General features: G+C 42.1%; 18 protein-coding genes. 2 read left to right on the top strand and 16 right to left on the bottom strand.

What is annotated here, in order from left to right:
* Positions 1–66: 66 nt before the first annotated feature.
* The 14 genes from P2E05_RS07300 to trmJ all read right to left on the bottom strand — a co-directional run bounded on the left by P2E05_RS07300 (position 67) and on the right by trmJ (position 15,859).
* Positions 67–5,115 carry an alpha-2-macroglobulin family protein gene (locus P2E05_RS07300; RefSeq protein ID WP_272657542.1) on the bottom strand — a complete coding sequence of 1,683 codons (5,049 nt, stop codon included), beginning with the start codon at positions 5,113–5,115 and terminating at the stop codon, positions 67–69.
* A gap of 341 nt (positions 5,116–5,456) precedes the next feature.
* On the bottom strand, positions 5,457–5,699 hold the full coding sequence (locus tag P2E05_RS07295) for a hypothetical protein (protein ID WP_272657543.1): 243 nt from the start codon (positions 5,697–5,699) through the stop codon (positions 5,457–5,459).
* Between the two features lie 121 nt (positions 5,700–5,820).
* Positions 5,821–6,759: an Rpn family recombination-promoting nuclease/putative transposase gene (locus P2E05_RS07290; RefSeq protein WP_163861024.1), complete on the bottom strand. Its 939-nt coding sequence runs from the start codon at positions 6,757–6,759 to the stop codon at positions 5,821–5,823.
* Between the two features lie 480 nt (positions 6,760–7,239).
* Complete coding sequence (locus P2E05_RS07285) at positions 7,240–7,695, bottom strand: enhanced serine sensitivity protein SseB C-terminal domain-containing protein (protein WP_154625155.1); 456 nt, start codon at positions 7,693–7,695, stop codon at positions 7,240–7,242.
* A gap of 94 nt (positions 7,696–7,789) precedes the next feature.
* Positions 7,790–9,085 (bottom strand): aminopeptidase PepB, encoded by a 1,296-nt coding sequence (gene pepB, locus P2E05_RS07280; RefSeq protein ID WP_154625156.1) that lies wholly within the window; start codon positions 9,083–9,085, stop codon positions 7,790–7,792.
* Between the two features lie 157 nt (positions 9,086–9,242).
* Positions 9,243–9,443 carry a Fe-S cluster assembly protein IscX gene (gene iscX, locus P2E05_RS07275; protein ID WP_154625157.1) on the bottom strand — a complete coding sequence of 67 codons (201 nt, stop codon included), beginning with the start codon at positions 9,441–9,443 and terminating at the stop codon, positions 9,243–9,245.
* A gap of 33 nt (positions 9,444–9,476) precedes the next feature.
* The gene (gene fdx, locus P2E05_RS07270; RefSeq protein ID WP_154625158.1) at positions 9,477–9,812 is read right to left on the bottom strand and encodes an ISC system 2Fe-2S type ferredoxin; all 336 of its coding nucleotides are present in this window, start codon (positions 9,810–9,812) and stop codon (positions 9,477–9,479) included.
* Positions 9,813–9,814: 2 nt separating this feature from the next.
* Positions 9,815–11,665 carry a Fe-S protein assembly chaperone HscA gene (gene hscA / locus P2E05_RS07265; protein ID WP_154625159.1) on the bottom strand — a complete coding sequence of 617 codons (1,851 nt, stop codon included), beginning with the start codon at positions 11,663–11,665 and terminating at the stop codon, positions 9,815–9,817.
* An 11-nt stretch (positions 11,666–11,676) separates the two neighbouring features.
* Positions 11,677–12,198 (bottom strand): co-chaperone HscB, encoded by a 522-nt coding sequence (hscB, locus tag P2E05_RS07260; RefSeq protein ID WP_154625160.1) that lies wholly within the window; start codon positions 12,196–12,198, stop codon positions 11,677–11,679.
* Between the two features lie 107 nt (positions 12,199–12,305).
* Positions 12,306–12,629, bottom strand: coding sequence for an iron-sulfur cluster assembly protein IscA (gene iscA, locus P2E05_RS07255; protein ID WP_004921385.1), 324 nt, complete (start codon positions 12,627–12,629; stop codon positions 12,306–12,308).
* A gap of 150 nt (positions 12,630–12,779) precedes the next feature.
* On the bottom strand, positions 12,780–13,166 hold the full coding sequence (iscU, locus tag P2E05_RS07250; RefSeq protein ID WP_154625161.1) for a Fe-S cluster assembly scaffold IscU: 387 nt from the start codon (positions 13,164–13,166) through the stop codon (positions 12,780–12,782).
* Positions 13,167–13,190: 24 nt separating this feature from the next.
* Positions 13,191–14,405: an IscS subfamily cysteine desulfurase gene (locus P2E05_RS07245; RefSeq protein WP_154625162.1), complete on the bottom strand. Its 1,215-nt coding sequence runs from the start codon at positions 14,403–14,405 to the stop codon at positions 13,191–13,193.
* A gap of 118 nt (positions 14,406–14,523) precedes the next feature.
* Positions 14,524–15,021, bottom strand: a complete 498-nt coding sequence (gene iscR, locus P2E05_RS07240; RefSeq protein WP_154625163.1) for a Fe-S cluster assembly transcriptional regulator IscR — start codon at positions 15,019–15,021, stop codon at positions 14,524–14,526.
* Between the two features lie 106 nt (positions 15,022–15,127).
* Positions 15,128–15,859: a tRNA (cytosine(32)/uridine(32)-2'-O)-methyltransferase TrmJ gene (trmJ, locus tag P2E05_RS07235; RefSeq protein WP_154625164.1), complete on the bottom strand. Its 732-nt coding sequence runs from the start codon at positions 15,857–15,859 to the stop codon at positions 15,128–15,130.
* Positions 15,860–15,983: 124 nt separating this feature from the next.
* Between trmJ and suhB the strand changes: the two genes are divergently transcribed.
* A complete protein-coding gene (gene suhB, locus P2E05_RS07230; RefSeq protein WP_154625165.1) occupies positions 15,984–16,787 on the top strand; it encodes an inositol-1-monophosphatase in 804 nt (267 codons plus the stop codon).
* A 246-nt stretch (positions 16,788–17,033) separates the two neighbouring features.
* Here suhB and P2E05_RS07225 read toward each other — a convergent pair whose 3' ends face one another.
* Both P2E05_RS07225 and glyA read right to left on the bottom strand, forming a co-directional pair.
* On the bottom strand, positions 17,034–18,185 hold the full coding sequence (locus P2E05_RS07225; protein ID WP_251463918.1) for a 3-phenylpropionate MFS transporter: 1,152 nt from the start codon (positions 18,183–18,185) through the stop codon (positions 17,034–17,036).
* A gap of 80 nt (positions 18,186–18,265) precedes the next feature.
* Positions 18,266–19,519 carry a serine hydroxymethyltransferase gene (gene glyA / locus P2E05_RS07220; protein WP_154625167.1) on the bottom strand — a complete coding sequence of 418 codons (1,254 nt, stop codon included), beginning with the start codon at positions 19,517–19,519 and terminating at the stop codon, positions 18,266–18,268.
* Positions 19,520–19,871: 352 nt separating this feature from the next.
* Here glyA and hmpA point away from each other — a divergent pair, with 352 nt between their 5' ends.
* Positions 19,872–21,071: an NO-inducible flavohemoprotein gene (gene hmpA / locus P2E05_RS07215; RefSeq protein WP_154625168.1), complete on the top strand. Its 1,200-nt coding sequence runs from the start codon at positions 19,872–19,874 to the stop codon at positions 21,069–21,071.
* Positions 21,072–21,400: the final 329 nt, after the last annotated feature.

Raw genomic sequence — 21,400 nt, 5'->3', positions numbered from 1 at the left:
TGGATCTACCGCAAAGAAATAGCCCTTATACGACTAGCACTGCACAGTATAAGGGCTTAGCAAAGATTAACGAACGATTTCTAATTGACCACTAGCATTACCGACAGCTCGCCATTCAGGCACATACATGGATTCCACCTGTGGAACAGGAATGTTGTATACACCCGGCGTCACCGCTCTAGCTAAATACACTAAAGTGGTTGGTTTATACTGCTGTACCTCAACGGCAGCGACAAAACGGTCGTCACGATATTCCATATGACTGATTTGTGCTTGCTGCATATCATCGATCACTTCTTGTAAGTTTGGCGCTGTTTCGCTGAGATTTGCACTGCTGTTTGCCAAATTTTGGTTTTCTAGCTCTAAACCTGCTGGCAATAAATCAACGACTAATGCATCAGGAACCATCTGTGAAGCGTTCACTTCCAACTTCACAACTACCATTTCGCCCGATCTTAAACGGTCAAGTGTAATTGGTTGGCCTTGTAAATCTAAATAGGTACGTTTCACACTTAATACATTGGAACTCGGCGTTGGTGTATACATCGGGTATCCCACCACATTCAAACGGCTATACAATGTATTGGTACCCGCATTTTCAATGCTGTAGCCTGTTTGTAGCTGTTGTTTGCTCAAGAACTCATTGACCGGTTTGTCCGATGTCATTGGTGGCTCTTGACCATTGATAACCGCTTTCCATGGCGTTTCGGAATCATTCACATAATAACGACCCGCTAGATACAACGCATTACTCTCTTGAGTTGAGAAGTACTGTTGTGAAACTAGGTTATTGGACAATATCTGTAGTTTTTGATCACGCGATTTCGGCATTAATTGATGTTCATTTAATAAAGCCACTATCATTGCATCGTCACGGATCGTTGAACCATAGTCACCATCATAACTGTAACGACTACGCTGTTTTTTCAATCCATCGATAATGGCGCTGTCACCACGTGCCTTATCTCCCATGAGATTCAATGCGATCCCTAACTGCACTAGCGGTAACCCACTATTGGATTCATTGGCCCTAGAGTACAATTGGCGCAAGGCTCCTAAAGGAGCTTTCTGCTGTGTGGCCAATACCAAGCCTGCATAAGCTTGTGCAGCAAAGCGCGATGCATCCAGATTATTGGTATATGGATAATTGATTTGATTACCATCTTGTAAGTAGCTTAACAAACGGCTATTTGCATTCACTAACGCATCTTGAGGTACTGAATAGCCTCGTTGATGAGCTCTATTTAAAAAATCTGTTGCGTAAGCCGTCAGCCAATACTCTTCGCGGCCATTCCGATCCCACAACGAGAAACTTCCATCAGGACGCTGCATGCTTAATAAGTGCGGAATACCGATTTCAATAGCTTTCCGACGATCATCATCCGTTTGTGATTTCACACCCAGCTTCGTTAATTCCGCTTGCGAGGAGTACAGTGAAGGATATAGTCCGCTGATCGTCTGCTCAAGGCAGCCATATGGATATGCAAATAACTCACGAATATAACGTGCGATTTGCAGTGGAGGACGACTCGTCAACAGTACCTGCCCTTCAAGCGTATCCGGTGATAAACCGCGCAACTCTTCCGTTGGTAATGTCCATTGTTCACCTGGCTCAATCGCAATCGCATAAGAAAGAGTTTCTGCTGGTTGAGCAGGACGTACTCCGACTTTCCAACTATTACTGTATTCTTTCAATGACTCGCCGGGGATGTTAATACCATTGATTGTCATCGACACTTGACCTTCCCCATAACCGTAATCAGCACGAACAGGTAAGGTAACTGTTGTTCGTTTGCCTTTCACTAAAGAGAGTTCTTTCGAGGTCGCCCCATCTAATTTCACCATACCCGAGGCTTTAAAGGTCACCGTGATATTTTGTGTATTATCAGTTGTGTTAGTCAGATCCAGTGCAAAGTAAGATTTATCACCACCAGCCATAAAACGTGGCATCGACATTTGTGTAATCAATGGTGCGGCAACCACAACTTTACTGTCGGCATGACCAAAATCTTTGTCATTCCAAGCTTGTGCCATCACGCGTAATTCCCCATTAAAATCAGGGATTGGTAATGTGATTTCACCTTCACCATTTTTATCCAGTGTCACAGGTTGAGCTTGTTCCGCAATGATTTGCACTTCTGTTAGCGGCTTCATTCCTCCGCGCTCTAACGCGGCTTCTTCACTATCACCACCAAAGCGCAGATTAGCAAGTTTGCCCTGCCCCTCAATCAAGTGACCATATACATCGTATTGGTCTACGCCATAACGTTTGCGCCCAAAGAAGGCTTCATACGGATTAGGGGTTTTAAAATCAGTAATGTTCAAGACACCCGTATCTACCGCGGACAACAACACATTCACTTTTTCAGGTAATGGTTTACCATCTTGCGCGGTTGCTTTCACTTTAACGGTAAGATCTTGATTAGGTCGCATCTTTGTGGGTGCGGTCAGTGATAAGCCAATTTTACGATTCTCATCCGCCAATGGTAGATGGAGTACACCGATAGCGCGTTTTACTGTCGCCTCTTTCGAATCATCCCCTGGGCGTACAACTACCGCAGTGATATAAAGATCATGGCGTGCCCATTCTTTATTAACAGGCACTTCAATTTCCATCCCTTTTTCAGGGACGTCAATCTCTTGCCACCATAGCGGACCACTACTGGATTCAAGCAAAATATAGCCTTTGCCCGCTTTAGGAGATTCCACTCGAACTTTTGCTTTTTCTCCAGGTAAATATGCAGGTTTATTTAAGCTTAGTTTTACTTGATCAGGGCGTATAGCCCCATTACCACCCGCATTATCTTGCCATGAATAACCCGCCCAAAATTGTAGGCTGCTAACTAATTTATTATCTTCATTAATCACTTCAAGACGGAAAGAACCCCAATCAACTGGGAAAGACACTTTCGCAGTGCCATCTTTTTCAATCTTGATGTTTTCATTCGCCATCATCAAATCTTTTTGATCATAATTTGATGTCCAGCCACCACTTTCTGACCAGCTCCAGAAATAATCACGGCGTTCATAGACTAAACGAGCGGTTAAATTTTCGGCCGCAAGCTTATTACCTGCCGCGTCAGCAAATACCAGTTCAAATTCAGCAAGAGAGTTTTCATCGACGTTATAGCGCTGTGTGTAACGGTCAGTCCGATAATCATAAATTTCTTTTTTATTAAATAATGGACGAATACCAACCATTGCTTTCGCCGGCCATACCGCCTGTTCTGCTCGGCGAGTCACAGGGCGCCCCCCCGCTTCCAATAAACTCGCTTGTGCAATAACTTTAATTGGTGAACGCAAAGATTCCCAATTACTCTGGGGTACAGCGATAACGGTTTCACCACTATCATTTAATGTTAAATCAAACTCATCCAGCTTACGTTGTAGCCCTTCTTCATTTTCAAAACCAAATTCAAAACCGGGTAGTTTTGCTACCGCTTCACGGTCAGGTCGAATAAAAATTTGTCCTTGAAGTTCATTACCTGCGGCTGGTGCGCCATATAAATAACGCCCCTGAATATCAAACTCAACAGGCTCATTATTCAGAATAGGTTTCTCTTGAGCACTCATCTCCAATGCCATGCGCTCAGGAATGAAATCTTCAACGTTGAATTTATAGTAACGCAACGGTGAACCATCACCTAAATCAAAGCGTAAAGACCAGCCGCCTGTTTCAGCGGATTTTGGAATTTCGTATTGATACTGGTATAACCCATTGTGATCTTGTTCAGGCTGCCATACAAAACTTCTAACGACTTGCCCATCGGTTTTTAAAACATCGACTTTAACTGGCTGAGCCTTAATTGGCTGACCATCACCATCTCGTAATAAACCATTCACCAATAACAATTCACCAGGGCGATACAAATCTCTAGGGCCAAACACAAAGAACTGTTTTGCATAACCAACTGGACCTGAAATATCAAACTCGGATAAGTCTAGTGCTGGCTGTGTCAGGTCAATCATACTTGTTTGACCATCAAGGGTCGCTAACAATAGTTTTCCACCCGCTAACTTATCTAATTTGGCATGCCCATCACCATCAGTAGTGGCTTTATTAACTAATTGCCCTTTTTCATCAAGAATACGTAATTCCACGCCTTTTAGTGCAGAACCTTTTGCCAGTGATTGTGTAAATACATCAACCTGATCTTGATAGCTATGCAATGACACGCCAATATCACTGAGCGTAAATACGGTTGCAGGGAATTGATAACTATAGCTACCTGCTTTTTGCATAATCGCTAAATAAACACCATCTTGCTGGAGTTCTTTAATCTCTTTCAGCGGCAATAAAACCGTTTCACGAGTATTTTTGGTTGGATTTAGGTCAAAACGCCCTGTGTAGGCAAGTTCGGTTTTATTGAGGAACTCTTCTGAATACCAATATTCATAATTACTACGGTATTGCCACATTGCCAAAAATTGTGGCAGTTGTTTTTCATCAATGCGGAAAAAGTTCACATCCACTTTATCGACATTCAATGCGATAACTGGCAAGCCTTGTGCAACTTTGCTAGGTAATAAGGAGCCTTTACTTGCAAACCCAACTGTCGGGATAATTTGTGCCGTTTGTAATTTTTTCTCAAATGGTTGAGTTATTGTCCGTTCATTGACCGCTTTGATCCCCGTATTGACCGTAAGATTTAGCTCTCTTGATGGCGGTATATGGCGAAAGCGCAACTCCATTTGATTATCAGATAGCTCCCAAGCGCCATCTAACTTACCTGATTTAACATCAACTAAATTTAAAAATTGGCTAAAATCTTGGTTTTGCTCTAGGGGAACAGAGAAAGTAACGACAATTGCACTCGCGCCATCTAGCTGTAACTCAGAGGCATCAAGAATCGTTAACTCTTTACCTGCATAACGCTTGATCATCTCTTCTTTAGATAATTTTGTTGCAGATTTATTTTCCGTTGCAAGTGGTGCAGTCTTCGTTGGATTTTCTACCGTTGATTTGTTTTCTGCTGCAATATTTGTATCTTTTTTGCTTGTGTCGTCTGTATTATCACAACCCGTTAGTGCAATGACAGAAGCTAATGCCGCTGCAATATAACGTTTTTTTGTCTTTAGACCCGCCAATGAAGCCCAACTAAAATGTTGATTCATGACCGATTCTTCCTTTAATAGTTAATATATTGAGCTTTCACTCTCATCTAACTCAATGAGAGCAATAAAAATTTTGACCTGATGATAAAATAGGCGAAAACTAAAATAGTTTGTATCAATCAATTATATAATTTAACAGATTGTGCGGTGAGCACCTATAAGACAAAACGGAAAAAAATCTTACTATTTGGGGCAATACGGCGGGTGAAATAGGCAATAGCGGGTATAAAAATAATGAGCAAATATATCAATAGAAAATATTGCGACGACTTATAATATGCGAAGACAATAATTCAAGAAAAGAGCGCCTTTCGCATCAACAAAACGGGGAACTTATCATATTATTGAAGAGAAATAAGTTCTTCTCGGCTTAGTCCAGTACTTTCCATAATTAACTCAAGACTAATACCGTTTTTTAAAAGCGTTCTTGCTGTCGCTAGGTTTGCCTCATGCTTTCCTTTTTTAATGCCTTTTTCAATACCTTTTTCAAGGCCTTTTTCAAGGCCCTCTTCCAATCCTTTCTGGTGCCCTTTTGCCCAGCCCACTTTGGCACCTTTCTCTTGCAAACGTTGTGCAATACTCATAATAACCTCTTGATGCTTTTCAGTTTTTTCACTCAATTGTTGGATTATTTTCTCAACGTTTAAGAGCAATAATTCAAGAAAAGAGCGCCTTTCGCATCAACAAAACGGGGAACTTATCATATTATTGAAGAGAAATAAGTTCTTCTCGGCTTAGCCCGGTGCTTTCCATAATTAACTCAAGACTAATACCGTTTTTTAAAAGCGTTCTTGCTGTCGCTAGGTTTGCCTCATGCTTTCCTTTTTCAAGGCCCTCTTCCAATCCTTTCTGGTGCCCTTTTGCCCAGCCCACTTTGGCACCTTTCTCTTGCAAACGTTGTGCGATACTCATAATAACCTCTTGATGCTTTTCAGTTTTTTCACTCAATTGTTGGACTATTTTCTCAACATTTGCTGCATCCATCGTAAAAAATAAATAATTGAGAATAGTAATAACATCGCTATCAGTATTATAGTGATTATTGAGCGCCTGAGCCAATAAGGAGATCACGTGTTCACTTTCATCTCGTAAATGTTTATGTTTCATGGCTAATTCCATGATGGCAACCTTACGGTAATTAACAAGTTCATTATCATCAATGACTGTGACATCAACCAAGGGAAAAGAGCGGGTATATAAATCCTTCGCCACATCCGCTAATGGAAAACAATCTGTCCATCGTTGTGAATATGGATAAGGCGAGCAATCTCCGTGGTAGAATAAAACAGGCACCACGAGCGGTAAGTGTTTATGACCTTGTTGTAAATGTTGATTCATGGCTAAAAATGCATAATGCATTAACCGCCAAGCCATCAATTTATCAGGTGACGATTGATGCTCAACAAGTAAATAAATATACCCATCACCCTCTGCGGTTTGGACCGAATATAATACGTCAGATAACCGTGAACGCAGCTGTTTATCGATGAAAGAAGAATTGGTTAACGCGAGTGTTTCAAAATCACAGAGCGCATGGATGTGAGCAGGTAAATGAAAATGGAAAAAATCTTTAGCATTCTCTATTTGCGCCATAAAACCTTTAAATGCCGCATCATGAGCGGAGTGTCGTTGTACTTTTTTCATTATTGAGCCTTATCTAAAATAAACCTATAAAAATCATCGTAGATATTTATTTTTAGGTGCAATGGATTATTGCCTTAGAAAGGGCATCACATTTGAAATGACCGCTACACTCGTCCTATTTCAAGCGATAACGTGACTCACCACAAACAAACTCATCATAAAGTATTTACACCGTTAGCATAGCTCAAAGTATCTTCTCGTGATCTAGCCATATTGATGTCATTTAACTATTTCTAATTAAGCAGAAACAGTGTGCCCCTACTGCTTGTCATTGCACGATAACCGTATCACTTAAGCGCTGAAAGGGTCATTAGCGACTCAGCTACTCCGCCGTGAAAGTTACTCTGAAAAACAGAAGAATTCGAACACGTGCTCAAAATATCGCCCTGCTATTTGGGCTAGAGGAAATAGTGATTAGATAAGAAAGAACAACGGCGGGCCAAAAGCACAGTGAGCCATTATCTAGCCCACTGCGGAAACTTACTTGGTATTTTTAATCGGGATAGTATCGCGTAGCCAACTACCTAACTTACGCTGGTAGAAAGGTTGAACATGTTCAGTGATAAAATGGCTAATCCCTTTTTCAGCTTCGTTAACTAAACAAAAATCAATAGACTCATTATCATTTAAATACTCACAAGCTAAAGTCCCCGCTTGATGAATAATCTCATCGATATTTTCAGTTCCGGGTACAAACTCCAATGCCACCATAAGTATGGCTTCGTCAGTATCATCATCAGCTTGGGCAGAAACTAAAAAGGCACGACGGACTACTTTGTGTTGCTTAAAGCATTCGATTAAAGCTTCCGTCAATGCTTCTGGTTCTGTTTCAAGCACACTGAGTTTTAATGAGGCCCCTTCAGGGATAATTAACTCAGTAAATTCAATATCATTATCGGCGCTTAAAGGTTTATTCGATTCATATTGCTGCGACATGCTCATGCCCTATGTAAAAATAATTGTAACTATAATAAAAAAACAGGCACGAAAAGTCGCCCCTTTCGTGCCTGTTAAGAAAACGAATAACCTTTTAGCCTGCTTTTTTCATCAGCAAGTTCGCAATTGTTCTCACTCCAATTCCCGTGGCACCTTCAGCCCACAGACTAACCGGAGATTTGCGATAAGTGGCTGAACAATCGATATGTAGCCAATTTTGGCGGTAGTTTTCAACAAAATGAGATAAAAATGCCGCTGCGGTACTCGCCCCCGCCGTATTAGATGGTGCTGCGATATTATTCAAATCAGCAAAGCTTGATGGCAGCTGCTGACGGTGGAATTCGGCTAATGGCAGACGCCAGAACAACTCATGTTCTGCATCGGAAGAATCCATTAAGTCAGCCACTAATTTATCGTCAAAGCTGAGTACGGAATGATAGTCGTTACCCACCGCTGTTTTTGCTGCGCCGGTTAACGTGGCAGCATCAATAATTAAAGAGGGTTTTTCTTTACATGCATCAATCAAACCATCAGCTAAAACCAGACGGCCTTCGGCATCTGTATTCATCACTTCCACTGACTTACCATTACGGTAACGAATGATATCACCTAATTTAAACGCGTTACTACTGACCATGTTATCCGCCAAACAGAGGAATAACTTGACGCGTTTTTTCAAACCACGATTAATCGCCAGTGCCAATGAACCAACCAATGTTGCAGCACCGCCCATATCTGCCTTCATTGAATTCATTGATGCAGAAGGTTTAATACTGTAACCACCTGAATCAAAGGTAATGCCTTTACCAACAAGACAAGCAAAAACAGGTGCATTCGCATTACCAGTTGGGTTGTAATCCAGTGCTAATAAGGCCGGAGAGCGGTTTGAGCCACGACCGACAGTATGGATACCTGCATAACCTTGCTCAAGTAGGTCTTCGCCTTTAATAATGCGATAGCTGATTTCTTCAGCTCCGATGTGGCATAGTAAATCAATAGCACGTTGCGCTAATTGCTCAGGACCTAGCTCTTCAGCTGGCGCGTTAATCACATCACGCACCCAATCAATCGTACGGATACGACTTTCTAACTCTTGGCGTTCAGCTTCTGGCAAAATTGGCCATTCAATTGTTCTCGCCCCTTTTGGTGCACGGAAACCTTGCCAAAATGCCCAACTTTTTTCCAGATCCCAACCTTCACCTGTCAAAGAAACATTACGAATACCTTGGCTATCCAATTTACGTCCTGCGCTTTGTACTGCACAAAGCTTGCCTGGATGTTTTAAATGAATAGTGATTCCTTTATCACCAGAACTGATCAGTGCACCTTCACCCCAACAAGGAGCTGCGGCTTCAAATGAAATCATTACTGGCATAATCTGTTTTGTCATTGTTTCTCCCACTTTATCTGTTTTTTTACAGGCAGCTTTTATCTATTTCTATAGCTGATAAAAGTAACTTAACTTATTAGAGGCTAAATAGGTATCAAGATAGTGCTCATAAATAAAAACCGGACTGTTCGCCCGGTTCATCGATTCAATTTGGCCATTATTCAAACTCATCTAGCCAAACTAACAAAATGGCTTCTAAGATTTTTTCATTAGATTTTTGTGGGTCATCATCAAAATCTTCTAATTCACAAATCCATTGGTGCATATCTGTGAAACGTACTGTTTTTGGATCCAAATCCGGATACGCATCATACAATGCTTCGCCGATTTCTCGGCTATTAGACCATTTAAGGCTCATCTTCGTTTCCCCACACAGTTGATTGTATCAGTATCAATGTTCACGAGCGTGATTAATTGTATATTTTGGGATCTCAACAACCAAATCTTCGTCAGCAACGAGTGCTTGACAGCTTAAGCGACTTTCTGGCTCTAATCCCCACGCTTTGTCAAGCATGTCATCTTCTAATTCACTGCTTTCTTCTAGGGAATCAAATCCTTCACGAACAATACAATGACATGTAGTACAAGCACATGATTTCTCGCATGCATGCTCAAGTTCAATACCTGAACGCAATGCAACATTTAAAATCGACTCGCCCTGTTGTGCATCAACAACCGCACCTTCCGGACATAACTCTGTATGAGGTAAAAAAACTATTTTAGGCATAATTATATCTCATCCACAGATTGGCCTGATAACGCTTGACGAATAGAAGCATCCATTCGACGCGCAGCAAACTCCTGTGATTGCTTATCCAGTTGTTTAATGGCATTCTCAATAGCGGTAGGGTCTGTACCTTCTACCGCTTCAATTAAAACATTGACTGCATTATCAATCGCTGACTCTTCTTCTGGAGTCAATAGATTGGCATCTTGTGCTAATGCACTTGTCAAACTTTCAAGGACTCTTGCAGCTTCAACTTTTTGCTCCGCTAAGCGGCGCGCACTAAGATCATCTTGCGCGTTAGTCATTGAATCTTTAATCATGCTTGAAATTTCAGTATCCGTGAGACCATATGATGGTTTGACTTGAATCGAAGCTGCAACGCCTGTCGATTTTTCCATGGCACTCACGCTTAATAAACCATCCGCGTCAACTTGGAAGGTGACACGAATATGTGCGCCCCCCGCTGGCATCGGAGGAATATCACGTAATGTAAAGCGGGCTAATGAACGACAATCAGCAACCATCTCACGCTCACCTTGAACGACATGAACCGACATCGCCGTTTGCCCGTCTTTAAACGTGGTAAATTCTTGAGCTCGTGCTACAGGTATCGTGGTATTACGGGGAATAATTTTTTCTACCAGTCCGCCCATTGTTTCAAGGCCTAGAGATAGAGGGATCACATCCAATAATAGCATGTCGCTATCCGGTTTGTTTCCGACCAAAATATCCGCTTGAATAGCCGCTCCTATTGCAACCACTTTATCTGGATCAATCGAGGTAAGGGGCTGTTTGCCAAAGAACTCGCCCACTTTATTTCTGACGAGAGGCACACGCGTCGAACCACCAACCATCACCACATTAAGTACATCTTCTGGCTCTACTTGTGCATCTTTCAAGGCACGACGACACGCCATCAGTGTACGTTTTACGTGGTTTTGGATCAGTTGCTCAAAGACATCACGTTGAATTTCACCTTGCCATTGTGGCAAGTTAATTGATGCTGTATTTGCCTCACTGAGGGCAATTTTAGCGTCTGTAGCGACATTTAATAACTGACGGGTTAAATGGTGGTTACCTTGAGTGACTAAGCCTGCTTGCTCTGCAATCCACTGTGCTAACACATGGTCAAAATCATCACCACCCAAGGCTGTGTCGCCACCTGTCGCTAACACTTCAAAAACACCACGACTCAGGCGTAAGATAGAAACGTCAAATGTTCCTCCGCCTAAATCATAAACGGCAATAACCCCTTCTTGTCCTGAATCAAGACCATAAGCAATAGCGGCAGCCGTAGGCTCATTTAACAAACGCAGGACATGCAATCCCGCAAGACGGGCTGCATCCTTTGTACCTTGGCGCTGAGCATCATCAAAGTAAGCAGGAACAGTGATCACCACACCGTCCATTTCCCCCCCCAACGTTGCTTCTGCCCTCTTCGCTAGCGTTTTTAAAATGTCAGCAGAGACTTGAATCGGATCAACTTGCCCCGCAGCGGTTTGAATAAACGGTAAACCATTTTCACTTGCCGTAAAATTATAAGGTAGCTCAGGATAACGCTGTTGAATATCGGCCAATGAACGCCCCACCATCCGTTTGACGGAGATGATGGTATTTACAGGATCGCGTTCAGCTAATTGTTTCGCTGCCCAGCCGACCTGTTTATTATCAGCCTGATAATTAACAACAGAAGGTAATAAATAGCGTCCTTCGTGATCAGGCAAAGCCGCCGCCTCACCGCTACGCACAGTCGCTATCAAAGAGTGAGTTGTGCCGAGATCAATACCCGCTGCTAACTTACGTTGGTGAGGTGCAGCCGTCATACCCGGTTCGCTGATTTGCAGTAAAGCCATAATCGTTTCTCTTAAAAATCATCCAGTAAACGTTCTTCGAGCTGTTCTGCCTGTTGTTGCAGTTTATCGAGAAAACGTAATTTTCGTACTGTGTCAGCCGCCTGTTCCCACTGCTCACGATCAAGTTGTTCAACCATCACAAGAGAGCGCGTTTTTTGCATCTGTTTTACTTTAGCCATAAACTCAGTGAGTAAATCGTTCGCCTCACTGTGGCGCTCGATATTGTCTAGTTCTTCGCGTAGCTCAAGTTGTTCCATTAAAAATGCAGTATCATGCATAGTATGTTGTTCGTTATTAATATCAATACCTTGTAATAACAACAGATATTCTGCACGTTTTAGTGGATGACGAAGGGCTTGGTAAGCCGCATTTATGGTTGCAGCCTGCTGAAGCGCTTGCATTTTTTCCTGTTCAGTACAGGTTGCAAAGCGATCTGGATGATATTGACGCTGTAGCGATTGAAAACATTGAGCTAGTTGTTCATTGTCTATCGCATAGCTGGGTGTTAACCCAAAAAGAGTAAAATAATCCATAAGTGCTTAGTTTCTCGAACTAGAATACCAATGTCGTTTAACAGCACCTACCTATCGTGTAGCTCACGAAAAGCGCATTGGTTAAGAATATTGTCTATAGAAAGACGTTATACGTGAAAGCTTTCCCCACAGCCGCATTCACTGCTGACATTAGGGTTATTAAATTTAAAGCCTTCGTTTAAACCTTCTTTGACAAAATCCAGCTCAGTGCCATCTAAATAGACGATACTTTTGCCATCAACGATCACTTTGACACCCTTATCTTCGAACACAGTGTCTTCTTCATTGATAATATCTGCAAATTCGAGAATATAAGCCATTCCTGAACAACCGGATGTTCTCACACCAAGGCGTAAACCTTCGCCTTTACCACGGCTTGCAAGAAAAGCTTGAATACGTTGCGCAGCACTTTCTGTTAGAGAAATAGACATTGCGAACCTCACTATAGAAACAAACAAGGCAGATACCCACTTAATCGCAGCATCCGCCTTCAAAATCATCATTATTATACCGACCAATGGTTCTGTCGCACAGATTTTATTTATCTATGTTTCTACAACCTAGAGGCCGGAATTTAAGCATTATTTGCCTTGGCGTTTGCTTTTATAATCCGCAATGGCTGCTTTAATTGCATCTTCCGCTAGAATTGAGCAGTGAATTTTCACTGGTGGCAATTCTAACTCTTCCGCGATAGCGGTATTTTTAATCGCTTCTGCTTCGTCTAGGCTTTTGCCCTTCATCCACTCAGTCACGAGTGAGCTTGAAGCGATGGCTGAACCACAACCGTAGGTTTTGAAACGTGCATCTTCAATGATGCCATCATCATTGACTTTAATTTGCAGTTTCATCACGTCACCACAAGCAGGCGCACCAACCATACCGCTACCCACACTTGGATCGCTATTATCAAATGAACCCACATTACGTGGATTTTCATAATGATCGATTACTTTTTCGCTATATGCCATTTTTAAGCTCCTGAAACTGTCTGATTAATGGTGAGACCATTCGATGCTGTTAAGATCTACGCCGTCTTTGAACATTTCCCATAAAGGAGACAGTTCACGTAAGTGGCCAATTGCGCCATGAATCTGTTTGATTGCATAGTCAATTTCTTCTTCTGTTGTAAAGCGCCCTAAAGAAAAACGAATTGAACTATGTGCAAGTTCATCATTCATTCCCAGTGCACGTAAAACATAAGAAGGTTCAAGGCTTGCAGAGGTACATGCAGAACCTGAAGATACAGCCAAATCTTTGAGAGACATCATCAGCGATTCACCTTCAACATAGTTGAAGCTGACATTCAGAATATGTGGCGCGCCGTTCTCTAAGTCACCATTAAGGTGCACTTCTTCAATATCTTTAATCCCATTCCACAAGCGTAAACGTAATTCACGTAACCGTGCAGATTCCTCGGCCATTTCTTCTTTCGCGATGCGATAAGCTTCACCCATACCGACGATTTGGTGAACAGGCAATGTACCTGAACGCATACCGCGCTCATGACCACCACCATGCTGTTGAGCTTCAAGGCGAACACGTGGTTTACGACGTACATAAAGAGCACCGATCCCCATAGGGCCGTACAGTTTATGTGCAGAGAATGACATCAAATCAACTTTCAGAGCTGATAAGTCGATAGGCAGTTTTCCGACACTTTGAGTTGCATCGACATGGAAAATAATGTTGCGACTACGGCACATTTCACCAATAGCCGCGATATCTTGTACAACACCGATTTCATTATTCACATGCATAATAGAAACAAGAATGGTGTCGTCACGTAAAGCAGCTTCTAGCTCTTTCAGATCAATCAAACCATTTTTTTGCGGAGCGAGGTATGTCACCTCAAAACCTTCGCGTTCTAATTGGCGGCAAGTATCTAAAACGGCTTTATGCTCCGTTTTACAAGTAACAATGTGCTTGCCTTTCTTTTGATAGAAATTAGCAGCACCTTTGATCGCCAAATTATCAGATTCTGTTGCGCCAGAAGTAAAGACAATTTCGCGTGGATCGGCATTCACCAATTCAGCGATTTGATTACGTGCAATATCAACGGCCTCTTCTGCTTGCCAACCGAAACGGTGGGAACGCGAAGCGGGGTTACCAAAAATGCCGTCCATTGTTAGACATTGCATCATTTTTTCAGCAACACGGGGATCTACCGGTGTTGTTGCTGAATAATCAAGATAAATCGGTAATTTCATTGCTCACTTACTCCAAAAGACAACGTTGTCTTCATTTTCCAATGATACTTGCGGTGCTTAATGGTTGAAACGCCACCACGTTATGTATCTAACTGCAATTTATTAAAATATTGTATAATTAAGCACGGACATTAATAATTGTTTCAGGTGAAAGTCCACCTAATGTTGCACGACGTTTTTCATTATCTTGTCTATCGGCAACATCCATCACTTCCTGATTCTTAACCAGCTCATCAAGGCTAATGCTACTAAGGAAGCTCGTAATTCTGTCACTTAAATCGCGCCATAGCGCATGAGTCAGGCAACGATCACCATTTTGGCAACCTTCTTTGTTACCTTGGCAACGCGTCGCATCAACAGATTCATCAACCGCAGCAATGACTTGAGCAACAAAAATTTGATCGGCATCTCGGCCAAGTAGGTAACCACCACCTGGACCACGAACACTCGACACGAGCTCGTTTTTACGTAAGCGAGCGAAAAGCTGTTCAAGATAAGAGAGGGAAATTCCCTGACGCTCAGAAATATCAGCTAGGGGCACAGGCCCTGTCTGAGAGTGTAATGCGACATCTAGCATCGCCGTTACTGCATAACGTCCTTTGGAAGTGAGTCTCATAACATATACTCCGTGGTAAAATATAGGCCAATTGTGACATTCCCGACTAATTTAGTCAACTATTTACCTGACTAATTTACTCAAGTATTCTGCACGGAGTAACCACTCATTTTTTAGCCCATTTTTCCATCGACGTCAGGATACCACGTAAAATATGTAGCTCTTGGGTTTCAATATGAGCACGGGTAAATAACCGTCTTAATTTATTCATAATTAATCCCGGATGTGCCTTACGAATGAACCCAGACTCATTCAATACGCTTTCAAGATGCACATAAAAACGTTCTATATCTTGTGCAGGGGGATATTCTACCTCAGACGAATCTGAGTTAACCGCATTTTTTTCATCTAAGGCTAAATATGCCATTCTAATTTCATAACTGACTAACTGCACTGCCATCGCCAGATTGAGAGAACCGTATTCGGGGTTGGTTGGAATATAGAGATGGTACTGACATTTCTGCAATTCTTCATTGGTCAACCCGATACGCTCACGACCAAAAATAATGGCAACAGGCGCCGTTTTCGCTTGCTCAACTGATTTTTCTCCACATTCACGTGGCGCAACCATCGGCCAAGAGAGTGTCCGTGAGCGTGCACTAGTGCCAATCACTAACTGACACCCTTCTAATGCTTCATCTAACGAATTGACAATTGTTGCCTGGCCAATGACATCACTGGCCCCCGCAGAGAGCGCAATGGCATGTGAATCAGGTTGTACTTGAGGATTAACAAGATAAAGATTGGATAACCCCATCGTTTTCATAGCGCGGGCTGTAGAGCCCATATTGCCTGTGTGTGAGGTCTCAACAAGAATAATGCGGATATTGTCTAACATGATTTAGTCGTTTTTCAAAAAATAATCGCAAGAGTTTAACACAAAATTGCTTATTGTGACGAACATCTATATAATCCGCCCACTCAATGTTTTTCGTTCTTTAACATTCCAGTGGAAAAAGCCCATGCATCCGATGCTTAATATCGCCATACGTGCAGCACGTAAGGCTGGTAATCATATAGCTAAAAGCTATGAAACGCCTGACAATGTCCAGATTTCACAAAAAGGTTCCAATGACTTCGTTACCAATGTCGATCGTGAAGCTGAACATTTCATTATCGAGATCATCCGTAAATCATACCCAGAGCACACCATCATTACTGAAGAGAGTGGTGAATTACTCGGTAAAGAAGATGATATTCAATGGGTAATTGATCCACTGGATGGTACGACAAACTTCACCAAACGCTTCCCACATTTTTCTGTATCTATCGCTGTTCGTGTTAAAGGCCGTACTGAAGTTGCAGTGGTTTACGATCCAATGCGTAATGAGTTATTTAGCGCTGTTCGTGGCCAAGGTGCACAATTAAACGGTTATCGTCTGCGTGGTGCTGATGCTCGCGAATTAGATGGGGCAATCGTTGCTACTGGTTTCCCTTTCAAACAAAAACAACATTCCGTTGTGTTCATGAATATCATGAGCAAAATGTTTGATAGCTGTGCTGACTTCCGCCGTACAGGTTCAGCAGCCTTAGACTTATGCTATGTCGCCGCTGGCCGTGTTGATGCCTACTATGAAATTGGTTTGAAACCTTGGGATTTCTTGGGTGGTGAGCTAATTATGCGTGAAGCAGGCGGCATCATGACTGACTTCGTAGGTAACCATAACTATTTAGCTTCAGGTAACATTGTTGCGGGTAGCCCACGCATCGTGAAAGATATTTTGTCTGTTATGCGTGAAGAGCTGTCAGAAGCATTAAAACGTTGATCGCGTTGTCGTATCATGATGAAAAAGACGTTGAGCATCGCTCAACGTCTTTCATTTATGACAAAGTCTAAAGTCATACTCACTATTTTCTTGCCTTTCCTCTCATCATCCCCAAATCGCACTCGTGTTGATTAGTCGACGGTATAATGGCCCTAGCATCCTGAGCAGTGAGTTCATGCACAGATACTTTCTCATCACAGTATATTCTGTTATCAATATGGCTCGAATATACCTAAGTGTATGATTCTATGAGTGTGCAGCGATTTTTGGTCGTATAAACAAAGCTGGAATTGCCAAAAGAGCCATTAAATAAAAGACAATGCCATGCTGATCGGGAACCCGTTCATAAATAGCCCCCACCATGACAGTGATAATCGCTAACCCTCCCCCCGTGGCTAATGCCGAATAAACACCTTGTAATGGAATAATTTCATTCTCTTTGCGCGCACTAATAAAACGCATTGCCGCCAAATGACATACCGTGAAAGTACCGCTGTGCAATATTTGAACGATAATGAGAATAGGTAATGAAGTGAAAGCCCCCATGAGTCCCCAACGGATAATTCCACTCACAGCAGAGAGTAAAAGTAAGTTACGCGAGCTCCAGCGGCGAAATAACTTCTTGCTCAACATAAAAACAATCACTTCAGCTACAACGCCAAGCGCCCATAATCGACCTATCACAACATCTGAGTAGCCAGCCTCTTTCCAAAATAACGAAGCATAACCATAGTATGCTGCGTGAGCACCTTGCAGTAAGGTGACGCAAATTAAAAACTTAACGACATTTTTATCGGCAATAAGTTGCTTAAAAGACACCTTATCTTCATTTGCAACCATCGGGGCGCCTTTAGGCATGATGGCGGGTTTTAACATCGTCGTGAGTAATAACGCTAAGCAGCTAATAATTAAGGCCGCCATAATTGATTTATGACCTAATATATCAGCAAAATAGCCCATAACTATCGAGCCAATAATAAAAGCAATGGAGCCCCAAAGCCTAATTTGTCCATAATCGAATGGAAATTGTTTTTGCCATGTTCCCGCTAATGAGTCACCGAGTGGCACCAATGGTGCAAAAAATAAATTAAATCCAACCATGACAAAAAATAGCCATGCCCAATGGGAGCCAAACGCAAAAGCGACAGAGAATAACAACGATAATGCCGCCAATATTCTTAATGCATTAATGAGGCTTGATGGATCCTTTACCATCGGTGTAATGAACATTGCACCAAGGAAACGTGCAGCGAGTCCAACCCCCAACAGTATCCCGCTCATTTCAGCATCAATTCCCTCCCCCTGTAACCATATAGGCCAGAATGGTAGAAAAATACTGTAAGCGAAAAAATAGGTAAAATAATCAATCGCCAGCCAGCGAGTTGATGGGATTACCATTATTCCTCCTTTTTTCAATGCAAAAAACCCGCTTTTACCAACGTGTAGAAGCGGGTTTAAAAAATTAAATTAATTTAATTTTATGCGTAAACTGGGTATTTTGCGCAAATATTCAATACTTTTTGTTTGGTACTTTCAATGGTCGCTTCATCATTGAGGTTATCCAGAACATCACACATCCAGCCCGCCAGCTCACGCGCATCCGCTTCATTAAAACCACGGCGCGTAATGGCTGGTGTACCTACACGAATACCAGAGGTAACAAATGGACTCTTAGGATCGTTAGGAACACTGTTTTTGTTCACCGTGATATTCGCACGACCCAATGCTGCGTCTGCATCTTTACCTGTGATATCTTTATCAACCAAATCAACTAAGAATAGGTGATTTTCAGTACCGCCAGACACTACTTTATAGCCGCGTTGCTGGAAAATTTCTACCATTGCCTTCGCATTTTTAGCAACTTGCTGTTGATACGTTTTAAATTCAGGCTCCATCGCTTCTTTCAGTGCTACCGCTTTACCCGCAATCACATGCATTAGCGGACCACCTTGAGAACCAGGGAATACTGCGGAGTTTAGTTTTTTATACAGCTCTTCATCACCACCCTTCGCTAAGATTAAGCCACCACGTGGACCCGCCAAGGTTTTGTGTGTTGTTGTCGTTACGATGTGTGCATGAGGAACAGGGTTAGGATACACACCTGCTGCAATTAGACCCGCTACGTGAGCCATATCAACAAATAGGTAAGCATTGATGCTATCTGCGATTTCACGCATTTTAGCCCAATCAACAATGCCTGAATAAGCAGAGAAACCACCGATGATCATTTTTGGCTTATGTTTCTGAGCTTGTGCTTTGATGTCTTCATAGTCGATTTTACCGCTTTCATCGATACCATAAGGAACGATGTTATACAGCTTACCGGAGAAGTTAACTGGTGAGCCATGCGTTAAGTGACCACCGTGCGCCAAGTTCATACCTAATACGGTATCACCGGGTTGCAGTAACGCCATATAAACAGCTGCGTTAGCCTGTGAACCTGAGTGAGGCTGTACGTTTGCATAGTCTGCACCAAACAGCGCTTTTGCACGGTCGATTGCTAGCTGCTCAACCACGTCAACATACTCACACCCACCATAATAACGCTTACCCGGATAACCTTCGGCATATTTATTTGTTAGCTGAGATCCTTGAGCCTGCATAACTCGTGGACTGGTATAGTTTTCTGAAGCAATTAATTCAATATGTTCTTCTTGACGTTGAACTTCTTTCTCCATTGCTTCCCACAGTTGTGGATCATAATCTGCAATATTCATTTCACGCTTTAACATTCGCTTCTCCTGCCTCAGCCATTCAATAAGTTGATAACAAAACTATCGCAATAGCACACAGTGTAAACTCTTTTTCTTCAGGGTGATAGCCCTAAAGAAAAAATATACGCAAACGTTTGCATATATTTTAATTGCCCTAAAAAGAGTTCGGTTGTATCGAGATAAAATCAGTCATATTCACACTGTAAAAACATTAAATACTGTTTTTTTCTATCTGATTTTATAAAGCCTCTATTTTTCAACTCTTTTTGTAATAGACCTATTTACATTGTGTATTAAAAGTTATAAGTTGTATTAAAAATGCATGTTATAAAAATTCATCTTCTAATGAAATTATTTCAGGAGAACCTGTATGCTAGACAGCCAAACTATCGCCATTGTTAAATCAACCATTCCAGCCATTGCTGCGACAGGACCAAAATTAACGGCTCACTTCTATGAAAGAATGTTCAAGCAACATCCTGAGCTAAAAGATATTTTTAACATGACGCATCAAAGTAACGGTTCACAGCGCGAGGCGTTATTTAATGCTGTTTGTGCTTATGCAACACACATTGAAACCCCAGAAGCGTTAATTTCTGCGGTAGAAAAAATCGCGCAAAAACATGCAAGTTTAAACATCAAACCTGAACATTACCCAATTGTTGGCGAAAACTTACTGGCCGCCATTGATGAATTACTCAGCCCAGGCCAAGAAGTCCTTGATGCGTGGGGTAAAGCCTATGGTGTTCTCGCTGATATTTTTATCCACCGTGAAGCGGAGATTTATCGTCAAAATGCCGATAAAGTCGGTGGTTGGGAAGGCTTACGTGAATTCCGAGTTGCCGCTAAACAAGCACAAAGTGATGTCATCACGAGTTTTGAATTTTTACCTGTCGATGGTCAACCTGTCGCTGATTATCGTCCGGGACAATATATTACCCTCTATATCAATGATGATAGTTTGGCCAATCAAGAGATCCGCCAATATTCACTCACGACCGCACCAAATGGTCGCAGCTATCGTATTGCTGTAAAACGAGAAGATAAAGGTATTGTTTCTAACCATATCCATCAAAATCTCAATGAAGGTGATATTGTTTACTTAGCGCCACCATGTGGCGATTTCTTCATTGATATTGATAATAAAACCCCAGTCACGCTAATTTCTGCGGGGGTCGGCTTAACACCAATGTTGAGTATGCTCAATCAGTTAACAAAAGAAGGCCATGAGGCACAAATCAATTGGCTACACGCAGCGGAAAATGGTGCGGTTCATGCGTTCCAGCATGAAGTTAACAAGCATTTAACTCATCATCAAAACAGTCACTCTGCGGTATGGTTTAATCAGCCTCGTTCAGAAGATAAGCAAGGTTTCGACTATCAATTCAGTGGATTGATGGATCTTTCACAAGTAAAAGAGTGGCTTGTAGAGCCGAATATGCACTTCTATTTTTGTGGCCCCGTTGGTTTTATGCAATACATTGGTAAGCAATTGATTGAAATGGGGATATCTGAAGATAATATTCATTATGAGTGTTTTGGCCCTCACAAAGTCCTATCCTTAAACTAATTTAAAATTTAGCGGTAATGGTTTCGCATATTAAACACTGTTCTAATCCCATTCCTGTGTTTATGCCATTACCGCCTTTTATCAAACCAGCGATATCTTTTACTGCTTGACAGATTAACCTTCCCTTCCCCACACTCAATCCCCTCTACCATTATTTTCCTGAGCGTTGGCTTCGATAAAACAGGGGTGATGTATCGCTAAATAGCCATAAAAAAGAGCTGTGCGAGCACACACAAAACCAGCTCAATGGCAGAAATCACGAGTTACACAATGAGGGATTGATACAACGATAATAGGGCTTCGAGAGCGTTACAACGCCTGAAAAATAT

It is taken from the genome of Providencia stuartii (genome assembly GCF_029277985.1).
GTDB lineage: Bacteria > Pseudomonadota > Gammaproteobacteria > Enterobacterales > Enterobacteriaceae > Providencia > Providencia zhejiangensis.
This window is presented reverse-complemented; position numbering and strand designations above follow the sequence as displayed.

Bases quoted from the DNA above. Each gene is read 5' to 3' on its own strand.
- P2E05_RS07295 (WP_272657543.1), bottom strand. From the start codon at position 5,699: ATGAGTATTGCACAACGTTTGCAAGAGAAAGGTGCCAAAGTGGGCTGG.
- P2E05_RS07300 (WP_272657542.1), bottom strand. From the start codon at position 5,115: ATGAATCAACATTTTAGTTGGGCTTCATTGGCGGGTCTAAAGACAAAA.
- P2E05_RS07245 (WP_154625162.1), bottom strand. From the start codon at position 14,405: ATGAAATTACCGATTTATCTTGATTATTCAGCAACAACACCGGTAGAT.
- suhB (WP_154625165.1), top strand. From the start codon at position 15,984: ATGCATCCGATGCTTAATATCGCCATACGTGCAGCACGTAAGGCTGGT.
- hmpA (WP_154625168.1), top strand. From the start codon at position 19,872: ATGCTAGACAGCCAAACTATCGCCATTGTTAAATCAACCATTCCAGCC.
- glyA (WP_154625167.1), bottom strand. From the start codon at position 19,519: ATGTTAAAGCGTGAAATGAATATTGCAGATTATGATCCACAACTGTGG.
- iscR (WP_154625163.1), bottom strand. From the start codon at position 15,021: ATGAGACTCACTTCCAAAGGACGTTATGCAGTAACGGCGATGCTAGAT.
- P2E05_RS07225 (WP_251463918.1), bottom strand. From the start codon at position 18,185: ATGGTAATCCCATCAACTCGCTGGCTGGCGATTGATTATTTTACCTAT.
- iscX (WP_154625157.1), bottom strand. From the start codon at position 9,443: ATGAGCCTTAAATGGTCTAATAGCCGAGAAATCGGCGAAGCATTGTAT.
- hscA (WP_154625159.1), bottom strand. From the start codon at position 11,665: ATGGCTTTACTGCAAATCAGCGAACCGGGTATGACGGCTGCACCTCAC.
- fdx (WP_154625158.1), bottom strand. From the start codon at position 9,812: ATGCCTAAAATAGTTTTTTTACCTCATACAGAGTTATGTCCGGAAGGT.
- iscU (WP_154625161.1), bottom strand. From the start codon at position 13,166: ATGGCATATAGCGAAAAAGTAATCGATCATTATGAAAATCCACGTAAT.
- trmJ (WP_154625164.1), bottom strand. From the start codon at position 15,859: ATGTTAGACAATATCCGCATTATTCTTGTTGAGACCTCACACACAGGC.
- P2E05_RS07285 (WP_154625155.1), bottom strand. From the start codon at position 7,695: ATGTCGCAGCAATATGAATCGAATAAACCTTTAAGCGCCGATAATGAT.
- iscA (WP_004921385.1), bottom strand. From the start codon at position 12,629: ATGTCTATTTCTCTAACAGAAAGTGCTGCGCAACGTATTCAAGCTTTT.
- P2E05_RS07290 (WP_163861024.1), bottom strand. From the start codon at position 6,759: ATGAAAAAAGTACAACGACACTCCGCTCATGATGCGGCATTTAAAGGT.
- hscB (WP_154625160.1), bottom strand. From the start codon at position 12,198: ATGGATTATTTTACTCTTTTTGGGTTAACACCCAGCTATGCGATAGAC.
- pepB (WP_154625156.1), bottom strand. From the start codon at position 9,085: ATGACAAAACAGATTATGCCAGTAATGATTTCATTTGAAGCCGCAGCT.